Here is a 17,114-nt window from a genome sequence, read left to right as displayed (position 1 = left end):
TATTCTTATTGTCCTATCACTACTTTAGCAAAACGAATTACTTTGTCATTTAGAAAATATCCCTTTTCTACGGTATCTACCACTTTATTCTTTAAGTCCTCGGAAGGTGCAGGGATACTTGTTATTGCCTCTTGAAAATCGGCATCGAAAGGTTGTCCTGTGGTATCCATTTCTTTAAGACCTTCATTTTCTAGGAGCTTTCTGAACTTGTTGTTTACCAGTTCTACACCTTGTTTGATGGCCTCAAGATCTTGTGCATTGTTCATTGAGGCAAGTGCGCGGTCGAAATCATCCAATACCGGTAATAATTTGGAAATTACTCCTTGCCCTGCAGTTTGTATTAACTCTACACGTTCTTTGGACGTTCTCTTTTTATAATTGTCAAATTCGGCAAACAACCGAGCAAACTTATCGTTAGCTTCTGCCAGTTGATTGGTTAAAGACTCTTCCATAGATAATTCTGCAGCTTCGTTTTGCTGCGTGTCGTCTTTTGCTGAGTTTTCGTCTTGAATATGTTCTTGTTCGTTCATCATCACCCTGTTTTTTATCTGCGTTAATAGCTTGCGTATGGTATTCAAAAAATTTGCCATTATAAAAATATCCGACAGCTTGTCAGTATTTTGAAATAAATACATGCAAAGTGTCGGATTATGATCTGTTTTGTCAGTTGCCTTAAATGCTTACATTGTCATGCATGGCACCGTCTTCTGTTTTGATAATGCGTGCCGGCATGTTACGGATGATTTGATAATCATGTGTAGCCATGAGGACGGCTGTGCCTGAAGAAGCGATGTCACGGAGTAACAGTACGATTTCTTCTGAAGTGGCTGGATCTAGGTTACCTGTTGGCTCATCCGCCAAAATGATTTCAGGATCATTAAGCAGTGCACGTGCGATAACGACACGTTGCTGTTCCCCACCAGATAGCTCATGTGGCATTTTCTTTAATTTGGAACGAAGACCTACTTTTTCCAATACATCTAACATGCGGTTTTGAATCAAGCCTTTGTCTGTCCATCCCGTCGCTTTTAAAGCAAACTCTAAGTTCTTTTCTATGGTACGGTCATTGAGTAAATGGAAGTCCTGAAAAACAATGCCTAATTTTCTTCTCAGAAAAGGCACTTCAGACTCCCGTAGCTTTTTCAAATCAAATCCGGCGACCAAGCCTTCTCCGTTTGCGATATAAAGATCACCATAGATAATCTTTAATAAACTACTTTTTCCTGTTCCGGATTGCCCGATAAGGTAAAGGAATTCTCCTTGAGCAATTTCCAGATTGACATCGGACAAAACCAAATGTTTTTGTTGGTATATATCTACGTTTCTTAGTCTTATTACAGTATTTTGTGCCATCTATTAAAGTTCTATTTTCTTAATTTGACCAAAGGGCAATTCGTTGACCAATTGCATAATCTGTTCGGCTTTATCACCTAATCCAATTTTGTCAAGAGATTTATCTGGTCGATCTACTCGGAAATACGCTAACAAAGTAAACGAATCGTCTCGCAATTGGACATAGTCGGGTATTTTAGCGACACCTTTTACTTTTATTACATACATAAAACAAAGTTAATTTTTTTTTTCAAATTAAAGAATTATTGGCGTTGTGCTAAGAAATCAAGGGTATTTACCCCATCCGCATAGTCATTAAGAGCAGGGTGCTGACTTCTTCCCAATCTAAAAAGCGGTGGTGAAATCTGCAGGTCTTGTTGACAAACTACACACTGAATGTTATCTTTTTGTCCTTCAATAGCGGCTATTAATTGGTCCGTATTGTTATACTCTTCATAGAATACAACAGCTAAAGGAGAAGAAAGGGTATTGTCTTCTTTCAATAACAAAAAACCATTGTCGTAGTGTTTGTCTTTATTGATGAGATAGATGGATTTATTATAGTCGTAGTTGTTGTTGTATTTGAAATGTTCTCTGATAGGGCTGAATTGCTCAATTGCCTCAAAAAAGTTGGCAATGGGATAGTTCTTGGGGATATAAAGTTTGGATACGGATCTGCATCCCAGACCGAAATAATCAAAAATATCTGACCCTAAAGCTGTAAGTTCCTGAGGGGTCTCTTGCCCGGTAAGTACGGCGACAGCATTTCTGTTTTTTCGTATAATATGCGGTTTTTTACCAAAATAATACTCGAAATATCGCGCTGAATTATTGGAGCCTGTCGCAATGACAAGGTCATAGTTCGTCAGTTTGTCGACCTCTTGGATTTTATCTTTAAACGAAGGGCATATTCGAATTAATTGACTGATCACAAAAGGCGTGAGTCCAGCATCGTCCGAGGAAAGCTTTACTTGTACATGAAACCCCATGATCAAGCAGGAAAGTATATCATGGAACCCAACTAGAGGAAGATTGCCAGCTAAAACAAGACCTACGGTTTTATCGGAATCCTGCGCGGTATAATCTTGGATCCAAGCATTCAATTTTTCGGGGGTGAGTTGATGTCCTATGGCATTCATCTGACGCAGCACATTATCTGCTGTATACCAAGGGTTTTTATGGTGAAATTGAGCTGTTTTCTCAGTTGTTTCTGTGTCGGGATGGGTTAACCATTCTCCTAATTTAGCAAAGGCTGCTATCCGTTCTTGCTTTGTCAAAATATATTATTTAGAATCGTTCTGATGAATATTTCGTTTATCTTTGTAATGTCAAATAATTGGATAAACGACTAAAGTTGTATACTTTTTTTTCGCTATTTATAAATCCAATATTTACCTTTGACGTACAAAATTAGTTTATTTATTATAATTGTGAGGTTATAAATGGCGATAAAAATTACAGATGAATGTATTAATTGCGGCGCGTGTGAACCGGAATGCCCAAATAATGCAATATATGATGCGGGGGTACCTTGGAAATTTGCTGACGGTACGGCTTTGGATGGAGTAATTGATTTTGGAGATGGTGTTACTATTGATGCTGCTGCGTCGCAGGATGCTGTTTCTGATGAAGTCTATTATATTGTATCGGATAAATGTACAGAATGTGTCGGTTTTCATGATGAACCGCAATGTGCTGCGGTATGTCCTGTAGACTGTTGTGTGGAGGATGAAGATGTGGTTGAGTCGGAAGAAGAGCTATTAGCGAAAAAGGCTTGGTTGCACGCTGAATAAAAATACAAATATCGAAAGATAGTGAAAAGCATGACTTAGCAGTCGTGCTTTTTTTGTTGCCTTTCTATCAAAATTTATTTGCTAAGCCTTTCTATTTTTATATTTTTGTCGTAATCATAAATTATGTAATCACAAATATTATTAATAGATGTCAAAAAAAAATGTAGGTTTTGTAACGCTCGTTACAATAACTATTGCGATAATTATAACTCTATTCTACGAATTTGATTTATTTGGTGTTTCTCCTTCGGTCATGATGGGGGTCCGTTGGCTAAGTGCACTGGTATTGATCGTGAATGCAGTAACAAGGAGGAATCTAACAACCTGGATATTGACTTGTTTGATTTTAGGGGTTTTTGTTGGTCTGGATTTTCCTGATTTAGCAATAGCTATGCATCCGCTCAGTCAAGGATTTATCAAGCTTGTCAAGACTATTGTGGGGCCCATCTTGTTTGCTACATTGGTGTTTGGTATCGCAGGACATTCGGATTTGAAATCTGTGGGACGTATGGCCTGGAAGTCGATGCTTTATTTTTTCTGTGCCACGACATGTGCTATTTTTATTGGCTTGGCTGTGATTAATATTACCAAGGCAGGGATTGGTGTCGATATTGAGCATATGCCTCATGAGGAATTGCCCACAACTTCAGCGGTCACTGACGCAGATCAAAAGGTATTGGACCACATTTCGGAAAATGTACATGGAGTATATAAATTCAACGCTTTTATTCGGGATACTTTTCCCGAAAATATTGTAAAATCGGTGTATGAGAATAAGGTCTTGCAGATTGTTATTTTCGGTGTTTTGTTTGGTATAGGATTGGCTATGGTTAATGAAAGGAAGCGAAAGCCGCTTGTTGATTTCACAGAGAGTCTCTCAGAGGCCATGTTCAAGTTTACCAACCTCGTTATGTTATTTGCACCGATAGGTGTGGGGGCTGCCATGGCTTATACCGTTGGACATTTAGGAGTAGATATTTTGAAGAATCTCTTTATGCTATTGATGAGTCTTTATATTGCATTGATAGTGTTTGTTTTGTTGGTTCTTTTCCCTGTTGCTTTATACCTTAAGGTACCTGTAAAACAATTTATAAATGCGATAAAAGAACCGGTATCTATTGCTTTTGCTACAACAAGCTCTGATGCTGCGCTTCCCAAAGCCATGGAGAATATGGAGAAATTTGGTGTTCCACGTAAAATAGTATCTTTTGTTATTCCTACTGGCTATAGTTTTAATTTAGATGGTACATCGCTCTATTTGTCCTTGGCTTCTATATTTGTCGCCCAGGCCGCGGGTATTGATTTGAGTATTGGGCAACAGTTGTTGATCGCATTTACGTTGATGATTACGTCAAAAGGTGTAGCAGCCGTTCCTAGGGCATCTCTAATCGTTTTGATAGCTACGGCAGATCAGTTTGGCTTGCCGACTTTCGTTATTGCCGCTATTCTTGGTATTGATGAGTTGATGGATATGGCCCGCACTTCAGTCAATGTAATCGGTAACTGTTTAGCAACTGTGGTGGTAGCGAAGTGGGAGGGGGAGTTTGACGAAACAGCTTCGCAAAATCCAAAGTTTTTAGAAGATGCTAACTAGATCTTTGGTCTGCGCATCTAAGGTCGCCAGAAGCTGACTTGGACGAATCGGACCATTTCGCTATACTATTCCTTACGTTTTGCTCTATATCTGGTTATAGTTGTAAAACGTAAGGTTTTTTTTTATCTTTCTAAAATGAAAAGTTATCTTCCTTATTTTATAGCGCCTATTCTGGTCTGGTATTTATTTATCCTAAATTTGGCCAAAGCACAAGATTTTTCATTGTTAGAAGATCAATTTGCTAAGTCAGTTATATTACCCAAGCATCATTTTGGGTTTAGTCTTTATGACTTGGATAGCAGTAGGTTTGTCTTTGGGAAACAAGAGGATCAGCACTTTACACCTGCTTCTAATACGAAAGTATTCACACTGTTTACGGCATTGAAAACCATAGGTGACTCTATTCCCGGTATTCAATATGTACAGCGAGGGGATTCGCTTATCTTCTGGGGGACAGGCGATCCAACTTTTTTACATCCTAAGTTAGATACCAGACGGGTGTATGATTTTTTGCATTCCGCTGAAGCTAAGTATCTTTATTATGTTCCTCAGTCTTCCTCTGAACCTGCTTACCGAGAGGGATGGGCTATTGAGGATTATGCCTATGACTACCAGCCTGAGGTTGCTAGTTTTCCTATTTATGGTAATGTGGTGAGATTTAAGGCTAGTGGTAAAGATTTAATAGCTATTCCGAGTTATTTTAATACAACAGTTGGAATCAGTGACAGATCCAGTAAGTATTTTTCGGTTACTAGAGCACTTAATTCGAATCGGTTTGATAGGAGTGCGTTAAGTGTTCCATCTGGATACGGTTCAAGCAAACCTTTTATTTGGTCGGATAGTTTGCTGGTAAAGCTATTACAAGATACCTTACATAGACCCATAGAGGCTTTGCCAGGTTATGAAAAGCCAGCGGATATAAAAACTTTATATTCCTCCCCTCGCAACCATGTTTTGCGAGAAATGATGCTTCCCAGTGATAATTTTCTAGCTGAACATTTGACGATGGTGGCCGCTGATATCCGTTATCAAGGGTTTTATACGGATTCGCTACGGACTGAAATACACAAAACTTATTATAGTCATTTTTTAGATAGTATCGAATTGCGCGATGGTAGTGGCTTATCAACGTATAATAGTGTGTCTCCAAGGAGTATGATCCAAGTTTTATTAGAGATAAAGAAATTGATACCTGATGAAAATCAACGTTATTTGTTTTTTCCTGCAGGTGGAGTGGATGGAACTTTAAAAAATGCTTACGCGCTAGATCAAGGAACTCCTTTTGTATGGGCTAAAACAGGCACTATACATGCTGTCCATTGCCAGTCGGGCTATATTGTTACGCGGACGGGTCGACGGTATGCATTCTCTTTTTTGAATAATAATTTTATCACGAGTACTTCTAATATCCGTAAGGAAATGGTGAAGATCATGACCTTTATTCGCCAGAATTATTAATATTTCTTAACAATTGCTATATTCGCTAGTCAATTTTTAATATGCAAGATCTTATAAAGAATGACAAGAAGATGATTCGTTCTTGGGCCATGTTTGATTGGGCCAATTCAGCTTATAATCTTGTTATTACTTCCACCATATTTCCGATATACTATATCGCTATTACGACTTCAAAATCCGTGGGTGACGATTGGGTTCAGTTTTTTGGATTTGAAGTCATCAATACGGTGCTCTCCAATTATGCCCTGGCCTTTGCCTATCTTGTTATGGTTTTAGCTTTGCCGTTTCTCTCTGCACATGCGGATGCTAATGGTCGAAAGATGCAGGTGATGAAGGCCTTTACGTATATCGGAGCCTTCGCCTGTATGGGACTTTTCTTTTTCAAGCTGGATACTTTGGAGTGGGGCATCGTGTGTTTTACACTAGCCGCTATGGGTTATATCGGAGGTGTAGCTGTCAATAATTCTTACCTACCGGTGATTGCGACACCGGATCAGCAGGATGCGGTAAGTGCAAAGGGATTTGCTTACGGTTATGTAGGCTGTGTCACTATTCAGGTTATCTGCTTTGTTTTTGTATTGAAACCAGAATGGTTTGGAATAGAGGATGGATCTTTCCCGGCTCGTCTGTCTTTCTTGTTGGTCGGTATTTGGTGGCTGGGATTTTCGATGATCCCTTTTCGCGTATTGCCCAATAATCAACCCTCGGATCATGCTTCGGGAAAAAGAATTTTTGAAAGGGTGAGAACTGAATTTTTAAGTGTTTGGGAGCAGATACGACTTAATAAAGGAATAAAGCGGTTTTTGCCGGCTTATTTTTTTAATTCTGTGGGCGTACAGACCATTATGGTTGTAGCGACGATGTTTGGACAGAAAGAGCTCGATCTCGAGCAGGAATCACTCATTATTACTATTATTTTAATTCAGCTGGTTGCTATTATAGGCGCTTATGTGATGTCTTATTTAGCTAAGCTTTTTGGGAATATTAAAGTTTTGATGCTAGTCACGCTACTGTGGGCAGGTATTTGTGTCTCTGCTTATTACTTGAACAGTGAGCTTCAATTTTATGGTTTAGCATTTATGGTGGGGTTATTAATGGGGGGAATCCAATCCCTTTCTCGGTCTACTTATTCGAAACTTTTGCCTCAAGAAATGGAGGACACAACTTCATTTTTTAGCTTTTATGATATAACGGAGAAATTAGCCATTGTGGTCGGTTTATTTCTTTTCGGATTTATAGAGCAGGTCACTCATAATATTAGATATTCTGCGTTATCATTGTCGATTTTCTTTATCTTGGGTTTTTTACTGTTGATCAGAGCGCTGAGATACAATACATATTTAAAACAGGTGTCCAATGGATAAGAAAGTAGAGTTATTTGTTCCTTGTTTTATAGATCAGCTATATCCTGATACGGCGTTTAATACGATACGGTTGTTGGAACGTGCGGGGTGTGAAGTTGTATACAATAGTGAGCAGACCTGTTGTGGACAACCTGCATATAATGCTGGGTTTTGGGACGAAGCCAAAGAAGTAGGGACTAGTTTTCTTAATAATTTCTCGGAGGAGAACTATATAGTGTCGCCCTCGGCCTCTTGTGTAGGTATGTTAAAAGGCGGCTACAATGACCTTTTTACAAATTCTATAGAGCATAACCGCTGTAGAAATATTCAGCGTCATGTACATGAAATTTCGGATTTTTTGGTTAATGTAATAAAAAGGGATTATTTTGGTGCTGAATTAGTTGGCACAGCGGTGTACCATGATTCATGTGCTGCACTGCGGGAGTGTGGAATCAGAGAGGAACCTAGAAAATTGCTGGCTCAGGTGGGGGGATTGGAATTGTTAGAAACGAAAGATGGCGAGACATGTTGTGGTTTTGGTGGTACTTTCGCTGTCAAGTTTGAAGGTATATCTGTAGCAATGGCGGAACGGAAAGTGAAAAATGCGCAAGCTGTGAATGCGGATTATATTATTTCAACAGACGCTTCTTGTCTATTACAGCTTCAAGCGTACATTGACAAACATCATATTCCGATCAAAACGTTACACTTGGTTGATGTATTGACCTCGGGATGGGCCAATATATAAATTATGCGGATATTCTATCCCGAAGGGTTGCATCAAATTAGTGATCGATTAAAATCAAATAACAACACATAAATCTAAACAAACTAAAAATGAATTCAAGAAGAGATTTTATCAAGACTTTGGGCCTCGCTACAGCTGGGTTAACCATTGCACCGAATCTAGACCTTTTTGCAGGCAAAAAGAAATGGTTTGAAATTTCACTAGCGGAGTGGTCTTTGCATCGTACGTTGAGAAAAGGCGAATTGAAGAATATAGATTTTCCTGAATTTGCAGCTAAGAAATTTGGTATATATGGTGTCGAATATGTAAATCAGTTCTTTAAGGATAAGGCACAAGATATGACCTATTTGAAAGACCTTAAAGATAGAGCTAAAAGTAACGGAGTGACTAATGTGTTGATTATGGTAGATGGTGAAGGAGAATTGGCAGGTGCTGACGAAACTAAGCGTAAGCAAGCGGTCGAGAATCATTATAAGTGGATTGATGCAGCGCATTTTTTAGGATGTAAATCAATCCGTGTCAATGCCGCTGGTAAAGGTTCCAAAGAGGAAATGAAAGGTCGGATGGTTGAAAGTTTATCTACGTTGGCTGAATATGGTAAAAAAGCAAAAATCAATGTCGTGGTGGAGAATCATGGTGGAACCTCATCGCTAGGTGATTGGTTGGCAGATGTATTAAAAACCGTAGGTAAGAAAAATTGTGGATCGTTACCTGATTTTGGCAACTTCTACGAATATGACCGTTACCAAGGTGTGATTGATTTAATGCCTTATGCTAAGGGGGTAAGCGCTAAATCTAATGTGTTTGATGCCAATGGTAATGAAGCTGTAATCGATTATGCTAAAATGATGAATATCGTGAAAAAGGCAGGTTATAGGGGCTATGTAGGTATTGAGTATGAAGGAAGCGATTTGAGTGAAATAGATGGTATTATCGCTACAAAAGCATTATTGGAGCGTTTTCAATAGGCTAATGTTACGAAATTACTTTTTATCATTTACGCTGTTGATTATATGCTCATATGCTTATGGACAAAATAATCTTAGAATGAATGTATGGCAAGATAGCTTGTTGAATCTTGGTGCCAAGATGTTTGGAGAATCGGAGGAAACAATACGTATAGAAAGTAATTTTACTTTTGTAAAGACTTTGGTTTCTGCTCTTAAGGAACCAAATTCTTTCTACTTTGCTTTTGAAAAATTAAAAATGGTTTCCATTCTAGATGCTCCGGATAAATCATTCCGGATCATAAGTTGGAATATTCCGCTGCAAGATGGTTCTTATTTATATTACGGAACTATCCAGCATAAATCAGGTACAATCAAGTTGACCCCTTTACTTGACAAGACTTTTGAGATTAACTCTCCTGAAGAGGATATTGTGTCCAACAAAAGTTGGTATGGTGCGCAATACTACGATATACGGCCTTTGGCCAAAAATCAATATATTTTATTAGGATGGAAGGGACACCATACGGATTATATGAAGAAGGTGATTGACATCTTGAACATTGCTCCTGATGGTCATGTTTCTTTTGGAGCGAAGGTGTTTTCGGATAATCCTCAAGTAGCTCGAAAAATATTTTCTTTTACTAGAGAGGCAGCAATGTACCTGAAGTACAATGCGAAAGAAACTCGTGTCGAGTTTGATCATATTGTGCCTGCAGACCCAAGTTTAAAAGAGAACTTTAAGTACCATGGGCCTGATCTAACGCATGATGCTTACCGTTTAAAGAATGGGAAGCTTGTTTTCGAAGAAGATATCTTGATAGAAAACTCTTCATTGGAAGACGATGGTAGGTATATAGATCCCAAAAAAAATAATAAAAAACTTAAGAGCGGTCTATAAGAGAAATGTAACTATTTTATTGGGTTATGACGCTTTATTAAGAAATTATGTTTTCTTTGTTATTTATTATAACTAAAATATTGATATTGATCTAAGATTATGATTGAACAGAAAGATGAGGTATTGGTAAAACACCTAGCTGATAGGGGAGTAGGTGGTAAAATGGTTATGGGGCATCCCGCTGGATTATTTGTCTTATTCTTTACAGAAATGTGGGAACGCTTCAGCTACTACGGTATGCGTGCTTTGCTGACGACATTTTTGATAACGGAAATTGCTAAAGGTGGATGGGGATGGACAAACGAGAGCGCGATGAGCTTATACGGCTGGTATACCATGTTGGTGTATGCTACTCCAATCATCGGTGGGTATATTGCAGATAAACTGACCGGACAAAGAAAAGCTATTCTCATTGGTGCGTTGTTAATGACATTGGGTCACGCGTCTATGGCACTAGAGGGATTTGAAAAGAACTTTTTCTTCTTGGGTTTAGGTCTTATGATATTGGGTAACGGCATGTTCAAACCAAATATTTCATCTATGGTTGGTCAACTTTATCCGAATACTAGTACTAAGAAAGACGCAGGGTACACTATTTTCTATATGGGAATCAATGCAGGTGCATTCTTAGGATCTCTATTGTGCGGTTACTTAGGTGAAAAAATAGGTTGGCATTATGGTTTCGGGTTAGCAGGAATATTTATGTTCTTCGGTATGTTGCAGTTTTTTGTTGCACAAAAAATATTCGGTGTGATAGGTGAACAACCAAAGAAAGACAATAAGGTGGTCGAGGAAGAAGAAGTACCAAAAAATGTAGTCCGTGATCGTTTGTTTGTCGTAGCTGTATTAATGATTGCCAGTATCTTTTTCTTTTTAGCGTTTGAACAAGCTGGCGGATCCATGACTATTTTCGCTAAAAACTATACACAACGTATATTAGAAGGAACTCAAGCGGTTACTTTTAAATGGTTAGATGCACTATTAACAATCATACCTATTGCTGCAGTCACTTTTGTTTTGTTTAAACTGTCTGCAAAGATTTTTGATAAGTATCCATTAACGATTATTTTTACTTTGCTTTCGTTTGTTTCCATTGCTGCATTAGGCATATGGAAAGTCTATAGAGAGTTTACAGCCGTAGAAACAGAGGTTACGGTGGCGTGGTTTCAGATTTTGAATGCTTTCTTTATTGTTACTTTTGCTTCTTTATTCAGTAAATTATGGGAAAAAGTATGGAATCCATCTGGTCCAGTTAAATTTGCAATGGGGCTACTCTTGGTTGGTGTTGGTTTTATAGCTTTAGCGTACGGTAGTAGTTCTATACCCAAAGGAGCGGAGACAGCTGCGGTAAGTATGATTTGGTTGGTTTTGGCATATTTTTTTCATACAATGGGTGAGTTGTGCTTATCTCCTGTGGGGTTGTCGTATGTTAGTAAGCTGTCCCCTAAAAAACTGTTAGGATTGATTTTTGGATTTTGGTTTCTTGCTTCGGCTATTGCCAACAAAATCGGAGCATCTATGGGAGGTATGATCGATAAGATATCGCAAGAGTATTCGATGTCTGTATTTTTTCTAATTATAGCAGCTTTGCCGATCGTTGTAGCATTAGTTTTGTTATTGTTAAATCCAATGCTGAAAAGGAAGATGCATGGAATAAACTAAAGATTTGGGATGAGTTGCAAAAGGTTCAGTGAATACATTTTCTGAACCTTTTGCGTTTTAGTTACCTACTATTAGGGGTGAAATCGTATTTTTGGTAGTTTTTATAGTAAATCGATAAGTATATAACGTATGAGTCAAGTTTCGGAGGCTTCTTTTTCGGAAGAATTAGAGAAGCAGGGGATAGATGGTAGTTTGGTCTTAGGACACCCATCGGGTTTGTTTGTTTTGTTTTTTACAGAAATGTGGGAGCGTTTTTCCTTTTATGGAATGCGTGTTTTGCTGGTGTTGTTTCTTACGGCAGCTATTACAGGAGGCAATCCTGGTTTAGGATGGTCAGCAGAGAATGCGGGCGCATTATATTCTACTTATGCGATGTTGCTTTATATAACTCCTATTTTCGGAGGGATAATAGCGGATAGATTTATTGGGTATCGTTGGGCAGTAGTGATAGGTTCTATCGTTATGACTTTGGGGCATGTGGCCATGTTTTTTGATGGTACGATTCCTTTATATCTGGGACTTACCTTATTAGTCGTGGGGACAGGTTTTTTCAAGCCTAATATGACGTCTATTCTTTCGGAGATGTATAAAAAATTCCCACAGAAAAAAGATGGTGCTTATACTATCTTCTACATGGGGGTCAACGCGGGGGCCTTTTTTGGAATGATGCTATGTGGTTATTTAGCGAGCAATTTAGGATGGCATTATGGATTTGGATTAGCCGCTGTATTTATGGGCTTGGGAACCTTACAGTTTTGGTTGGCTAAACCTCTTTTTGGTAAAATTGGGGATGTTCCGACTAAGGAAGATAAAGTGCAAAATGTAGCTGATGATGTCGATAGTAAAAGAAATCCTTTTTCAACATTAGATTATATTTTAATAGGAATAACGACTGTTATAGGTCTATTATTTGCTTTTGATGCACCACTCCATGTTATTGGAAAAATAGATTTATTACCATCCGTTGATTTGTCTGTGCTGGGATTGGATACACTGAGAGGAATGTATGTGCTAACGATAGCAGGCCTTTTGGTGTTCATAGGGTTGATTATATCTCGGCTTGTTCGTTATGAAAAAGTAGTAAGAGACAGAATGATAGCTGTAATCATTTTTGCCTTTTTTACGATTTTCTTCTGGATGAGTTTTGAACAAGGAGCTTCTTCATTAGTGATTTTTGCGAGAGATAATGTAGACCGGGCATTAGAAGGAACTTCATTAACGGCTTTTAATACTTTTAATACGTTATTAACTGTTGTTCCATTAATCTTAATATCGTATGTTTTAATATTGTTGACGAAAAGGACTTGGAACAAAGCGCCTTCGACCAATATTGTATTAGCAATAACATTTTTGGTTGTATGGGGAGTCGCGGGATGGATGTTGTACAATGAATACACCAAAGAGGCGTCGGAAATCGAACCTTCATGGTTTTCTATCATGAATTCATTTTTCATTATCACATTTGCTTCTTCTGTATCAAAAATATGGGATTCAAAATTCAATCCGCCGGCCGCTATTAAATATGGATTAGGCTTAATCATTATGGCAATTGGATTCGGATTATTGGCCTATGGTTCTTATGGTATCCAAGATGGTGTAAAAGTATCGATGCTTTGGTTGGTATTAGCATACCTATTTCATACCTTGGGCGAGCTGTGTTTATCGCCGGTAGGCTTGTCTTACGTGTCTAAACTGGTACCGGCTCGTATGATTGCGTTTATGTTTGGTATGTGGTATCTAGCGATTGCTATCGGAAATAAGTTGGCCGCGTTATTGGGAGGACAGATAGAAAATATTACAGAAGCTTACTCGTTGAGTACCTTCTTTTTGATATTTACTATTGTACCTATCGTGGCAGGAATACTTGTGATGTTGCTACATCCCGTCTTGAAAAAATTAATGCACGGAGTGAAATAAAAAGTAAATGCCTTCCACATCGGAAGGCATTTTTACGATTAGTTATATATTAGTTATGTCAATAGAGACACAGAAATCATTGGAGGATGTTCAGAGTTTTGAAGGTAAATATCCAAAGCAGATATGGAGTTTGTTTTTTTCTGAAATGTGGGAGCGTTTTTGCTTCTATGGTATGCGAGGAATGTTGGTTTTCTTCATGATTACCCAATTGAACTTTGGGGAGAAAGAAGCAAATTTACAGTATGGTGCTACACAGGCATTCGTATATGCATTTACCTTTATTGGTGGATTGTTTGCGGACAAAATTTTAGGATTTAGGAAATCTTTGTTTTGGGGGGGATTGTTGATGATTGTTGGTAGTGTGCTACTGGCTATCGACACCCATCAGTTTTTCTTTTTTGGTTTAGCATTTATCATTATCGGAACAGGTTTTTTCAAACCTAATATTTCTACAATGGTGGGTGAGCTCTATAAGGATGGAGATAGCCGAAGGGATGCTGGTTTTTCTCTTTTCTATGCCGGTATTAATTTAGGTGCTTTTTTAGGTGGCTATATCTGTGTGGCAATCGGTAAAGGGTATATGTTAAGTTCGGTTATTGATGAAGCGCACCGTTGGAATGTAGCATTTGGTCTTGCCGCGATAGGGATGTTGATGAGCTTGATTAATTTTCATTTTACAAAAAGACACTTGGGTCCTATAGGTTTACAACCAGGACATCCGGATGCGATAGTGAAAACGTCAGCACTGCCCAAATGGGCAGAATATACAGTTTATATCGGTACCCTACTTTTGGTTCCATTGATTCAGGTTATGGTCTCTAAGACGGAGTATACGGATTATTTCATGTATACCATCGGCCCGCTGACATTGCTTTATCTTTTTTATGAAATGACGAAGGTAGAGAAGGTAGAACGACATAAATTGATCGCTGCGCTTGTTTTCATTTTGTTCTCTATTGTCTTTTGGGGTATCTATGAGCAGAGTGGTGGTTCGTTAAGTATTTTTGCTGCAAAGAATTTGAATGATTCGGTATTGGGAGGCGCGTTCCACTTGGACCCGAATGGGGTGAATAATTCGGGAGGTGCATTTTTTATTATCTTATTGGCTCCTTTATTTGGACTGATGTGGATATGGTTGTCCAAGCGTAAATTGGAACCCAATACGATTATTAAATTTGGGTTAGGTTTTGTATTCTTGGGATTGGGCTTCTATGTGTTGTATGCTACCCGTTTCTTTGCTATTGATGGAATGACTTCATTGGATATCTTTACGGTAGCCTTATTGGTTATTACCGTAGGAGAGTTGTGTCTGTCACCAATAGGACTATCTATTATGACCAAATTATCTCCTGCAAGATTACAGGGTATTATGATGGGGATGTGGTTTTTGGCCAGTGCATACGGGCAATATGTGGCGGGATTGATCGGTGCAAACATGGCTGAAGCACGAGAAGGAGATTCCTTAATGGATAAGCTGGTTACTTATACGGAAGGATATAAACAGTTAGGATTGTACTCGTTGATCGCAGGAGCTATATTGATCGTATTGTCGCCTTATATCAAGAAGCTGATGCATGGCGTCAATTAACATTAGAGAATCGCACTTTGCCTTTAAATTTATTATTTTTGCCTTTTATACTTTTATCATATAGTGGCTGACAGTATTGTAATAATTCCAACGTACAACGAGATTGAAAATATTGAGAATATCATTAGAAAGGTGCTCTCTCTTGAGGTAGATTTTGATGTTTTAGTAGTTGATGATGGTTCTCCGGACGGCACAGCGGATGTCGTAAAGAACTTGATGGAAGAGTTTCCTATGCGACTTTTTATTGAAGAACGGAGGGGTAAGTTGGGTTTGGGAACTGCCTATATACATGGGTTTAAATGGTCTCTGGTACGTAGTTACACTTATATCTTCGAGATGGATGCTGACTTTAGCCATAATCCGGAAGATCTGATTCGCTTACGGGCAGCAGCGTTATCTGGAGCAGATATGGTCATAGGTTCACGTTATGTTCGGGGTGTCAATGTGGTTAACTGGCCGATGAGTAGGGTATTGATGTCGTACTTTGCATCGGTGTATGTCCGGTTGATTACACGTATCAATATACAGGATGCTACGGCGGGCTTTGTTTGTTTTAATCGTAAAGTACTTGAAAAGTTGGATTTAGATAAAATAAAATTTGTAGGCTATGCCTTCCAGATCGAGATGAAATTTAAAGCCATTCAGTACGGTTTTAATGTTGTGGAGGTGCCTATTATATTTACAGATCGAACTCTTGGTGTGTCCAAAATGAGTACCAAAATTTTTAGAGAAGCATTTTTTGGCGTTATACAGCTAAAGTTGGAAAGTCTTTTTAAACCCTATAAGTAATGAATGAGAATCTAGATCCGAATCCTGAAAGAATGAACCCTACCGATAAGGAGATGGAGCGGGTCTTGCGTCCGCAAGCATTTGAGGATTTTACTGGGCAAGCCAAAATTCTAGAAAATCTATCAATCTTTGTTCAAGCTGCGAAACTGAGGGGGGAAGCACTGGATCATGTATTGCTACATGGGCCTCCGGGATTAGGGAAAACTACGCTTTCTCATATTATAGCCAATGAAATGGGGGTCGGAATCAAAATTACTTCTGGCCCGGTGTTGGATAAACCTGGCGATCTAGCCGGGTTATTGACCAATCTGGACGAAGGTGATATTTTATTTATTGATGAGATACACCGTTTGTCACCTGTTGTGGAGGAGTATTTGTATTCGGCTATGGAGGATTTCAAGATAGATATCATGTTAGAGACGGGGCCTAATGCGAGGTCTGTACAGATTTCTTTAAATCCGTTTACGTTGGTTGGAGCGACGACCAGATCTGGTCTGCTCACAGCCCCATTAAGGGCTCGATTTGGTATCAACTCTCGTTTGCAGTATTATGATGCCAAGTTGCTGACAACGATCGTGCAGCGTTCCGCGAGTATACTACAGGCCGCTATCAGTGAAGAAGGTGCTTATGAAATAGCTAGAAGAAGCAGGGGTACTCCAAGGATAGCTAATGCGCTGTTGCGAAGAACACGGGATTTTGCCCAGATAAAGGGAAATGGAAGCATAGACAAAGCCATAGCTCAGTATGCGCTGAATGCTTTGAATGTGGACGAGCATGGTTTGGATGAAATGGACAATCGTATATTGTCGACAATCATTGATAAATTTAAAGGTGGACCAGTCGGTCTGAAAACTATTGCAACAGCGGTAGGAGAGGATGAGGGGACTATTGAAGAAGTCTACGAACCTTTTTTGATCCAAGAAGGATATATCATGCGTACATCACGTGGACGGGAATGTACGGAAAGTGCTTATAAACATTTGGGGAAAATTCATTTTAATAAAGGAAATACTTTATTTTAGGGTTTAATTAAGAAAATTAT

Annotated in this window: 16 protein-coding genes; 12 read left to right on the top strand and 4 right to left on the bottom strand. The window is 38.7% G+C overall.

Translation table 11 applies throughout. From position 1 onward, the window contains the following. Positions 1–5 precede the first annotated feature (5 nt). The 4 genes from JKG61_RS07525 to JKG61_RS07510 form a co-directional block, all read right to left on the bottom strand. The gene (locus JKG61_RS07525) at positions 6–590 is read right to left on the bottom strand and encodes a nucleotide exchange factor GrpE (RefSeq protein WP_021070088.1); all 585 of its coding nucleotides are present in this window, start codon (positions 588–590) and stop codon (positions 6–8) included. A gap of 82 nt (positions 591–672) precedes the next feature. Continuing rightward, complete coding sequence (locus JKG61_RS07520; RefSeq protein WP_202102347.1) at positions 673–1,353, bottom strand: cell division ATP-binding protein FtsE; 681 nt, start codon at positions 1,351–1,353, stop codon at positions 673–675. A gap of 3 nt (positions 1,354–1,356) precedes the next feature. Then, positions 1,357–1,560: a fructose-6-phosphate aldolase gene (locus tag JKG61_RS07515; RefSeq protein ID WP_202102346.1), complete on the bottom strand. Its 204-nt coding sequence runs from the start codon at positions 1,558–1,560 to the stop codon at positions 1,357–1,359. A 35-nt stretch (positions 1,561–1,595) separates the two neighbouring features. Continuing rightward, positions 1,596–2,609 carry an acyl-CoA reductase gene (locus JKG61_RS07510; RefSeq protein WP_202102345.1) on the bottom strand — a complete coding sequence of 338 codons (1,014 nt, stop codon included), beginning with the start codon at positions 2,607–2,609 and terminating at the stop codon, positions 1,596–1,598. 165 nt (positions 2,610–2,774) lie between these two features. Between JKG61_RS07510 and JKG61_RS07505 the strand changes: the two genes are divergently transcribed. The 12 genes from JKG61_RS07505 (at position 2,775) to ruvB (ending at position 17,094) form a co-directional block, all read left to right on the top strand. After that, positions 2,775–3,125, top strand: a complete 351-nt coding sequence (locus JKG61_RS07505; RefSeq protein WP_202102343.1) for a 4Fe-4S binding protein — start codon at positions 2,775–2,777, stop codon at positions 3,123–3,125. A gap of 148 nt (positions 3,126–3,273) precedes the next feature. Further along, entirely contained in the window at positions 3,274–4,719 is a 1,446-nt protein-coding gene (locus JKG61_RS07500; RefSeq protein ID WP_202102341.1) for a dicarboxylate/amino acid:cation symporter, read from the top strand. Positions 4,720–4,854: 135 nt separating this feature from the next. Beyond that, positions 4,855–6,177 (top strand): D-alanyl-D-alanine carboxypeptidase, encoded by a 1,323-nt coding sequence (locus JKG61_RS07495; protein ID WP_202102340.1) that lies wholly within the window; start codon positions 4,855–4,857, stop codon positions 6,175–6,177. A gap of 41 nt (positions 6,178–6,218) precedes the next feature. Continuing rightward, entirely contained in the window at positions 6,219–7,541 is a 1,323-nt protein-coding gene (locus JKG61_RS07490; RefSeq protein WP_202102339.1) for an MFS transporter, read from the top strand. Then, positions 7,534–8,268 (top strand): (Fe-S)-binding protein, encoded by a 735-nt coding sequence (locus JKG61_RS07485; protein ID WP_202102338.1) that lies wholly within the window; start codon positions 7,534–7,536, stop codon positions 8,266–8,268. The genes JKG61_RS07490 and JKG61_RS07485 overlap by 8 nt, the downstream gene beginning before the upstream one ends. An 89-nt stretch (positions 8,269–8,357) precedes the next feature. After that, the gene (locus JKG61_RS07480) at positions 8,358–9,236 is read left to right on the top strand and encodes a sugar phosphate isomerase/epimerase family protein (protein WP_202102337.1); all 879 of its coding nucleotides are present in this window, start codon (positions 8,358–8,360) and stop codon (positions 9,234–9,236) included. 79 nt (positions 9,237–9,315) lie between these two features. Further along, entirely contained in the window at positions 9,316–10,116 is an 801-nt protein-coding gene (locus JKG61_RS07475; protein WP_202102336.1) for a hypothetical protein, read from the top strand. 99 nt (positions 10,117–10,215) lie between these two features. Next, complete coding sequence (locus JKG61_RS07470; RefSeq protein ID WP_202102335.1) at positions 10,216–11,778, top strand: peptide MFS transporter; 1,563 nt, start codon at positions 10,216–10,218, stop codon at positions 11,776–11,778. A 129-nt stretch (positions 11,779–11,907) separates the two neighbouring features. Continuing rightward, positions 11,908–13,695, top strand: coding sequence for a peptide MFS transporter (locus JKG61_RS07465; protein WP_202102334.1), 1,788 nt, complete (start codon positions 11,908–11,910; stop codon positions 13,693–13,695). 55 nt (positions 13,696–13,750) lie between these two features. Next, complete coding sequence (locus JKG61_RS07460; protein ID WP_202102333.1) at positions 13,751–15,283, top strand: peptide MFS transporter; 1,533 nt, start codon at positions 13,751–13,753, stop codon at positions 15,281–15,283. A 63-nt stretch (positions 15,284–15,346) separates the two neighbouring features. Further along, entirely contained in the window at positions 15,347–16,072 is a 726-nt protein-coding gene (locus JKG61_RS07455) for a polyprenol monophosphomannose synthase (protein WP_202102332.1), read from the top strand. Then, positions 16,072–17,094, top strand: coding sequence for a Holliday junction branch migration DNA helicase RuvB (ruvB, locus tag JKG61_RS07450; protein WP_202102331.1), 1,023 nt, complete (start codon positions 16,072–16,074; stop codon positions 17,092–17,094). The genes JKG61_RS07455 and ruvB overlap by 1 nt, the downstream gene beginning before the upstream one ends. Positions 17,095–17,114 lie beyond the last annotated feature (20 nt).

Source organism: Sphingobacterium faecale, from assembly GCF_016746095.1.
Lineage (GTDB): Bacteria > Bacteroidota > Bacteroidia > Sphingobacteriales > Sphingobacteriaceae > Sphingobacterium > Sphingobacterium faecale.
This window is presented reverse-complemented; position numbering and strand designations above follow the sequence as displayed.

What these genes read in the sequence shown, in the direction of transcription:
- JKG61_RS07525 (WP_021070088.1), bottom strand. Translation starts at nt 590, where the DNA reads ATGGCAAATTTTTTGAATACCATACGCAAGCTATTAACGCAGATAAAA.
- JKG61_RS07520 (WP_202102347.1), bottom strand. Translation starts at nt 1,353, where the DNA reads ATGGCACAAAATACTGTAATAAGACTAAGAAACGTAGATATATACCAA.
- JKG61_RS07515 (WP_202102346.1), bottom strand. Translation starts at nt 1,560, where the DNA reads ATGTATGTAATAAAAGTAAAAGGTGTCGCTAAAATACCCGACTATGTC.
- JKG61_RS07505 (WP_202102343.1), top strand. Translation starts at nt 2,775, where the DNA reads ATGGCGATAAAAATTACAGATGAATGTATTAATTGCGGCGCGTGTGAA.
- JKG61_RS07500 (WP_202102341.1), top strand. Translation starts at nt 3,274, where the DNA reads ATGTCAAAAAAAAATGTAGGTTTTGTAACGCTCGTTACAATAACTATT.
- JKG61_RS07495 (WP_202102340.1), top strand. Translation starts at nt 4,855, where the DNA reads ATGAAAAGTTATCTTCCTTATTTTATAGCGCCTATTCTGGTCTGGTAT.
- JKG61_RS07490 (WP_202102339.1), top strand. Translation starts at nt 6,219, where the DNA reads ATGCAAGATCTTATAAAGAATGACAAGAAGATGATTCGTTCTTGGGCC.
- JKG61_RS07485 (WP_202102338.1), top strand. Translation starts at nt 7,534, where the DNA reads ATGGATAAGAAAGTAGAGTTATTTGTTCCTTGTTTTATAGATCAGCTA.
- JKG61_RS07480 (WP_202102337.1), top strand. Translation starts at nt 8,358, where the DNA reads ATGAATTCAAGAAGAGATTTTATCAAGACTTTGGGCCTCGCTACAGCT.
- JKG61_RS07475 (WP_202102336.1), top strand. Translation starts at nt 9,316, where the DNA reads ATGAATGTATGGCAAGATAGCTTGTTGAATCTTGGTGCCAAGATGTTT.
- JKG61_RS07470 (WP_202102335.1), top strand. Translation starts at nt 10,216, where the DNA reads ATGATTGAACAGAAAGATGAGGTATTGGTAAAACACCTAGCTGATAGG.
- JKG61_RS07465 (WP_202102334.1), top strand. Translation starts at nt 11,908, where the DNA reads ATGAGTCAAGTTTCGGAGGCTTCTTTTTCGGAAGAATTAGAGAAGCAG.
- JKG61_RS07460 (WP_202102333.1), top strand. Translation starts at nt 13,751, where the DNA reads ATGTCAATAGAGACACAGAAATCATTGGAGGATGTTCAGAGTTTTGAA.
- ruvB (WP_202102331.1), top strand. Translation starts at nt 16,072, where the DNA reads ATGAATGAGAATCTAGATCCGAATCCTGAAAGAATGAACCCTACCGAT.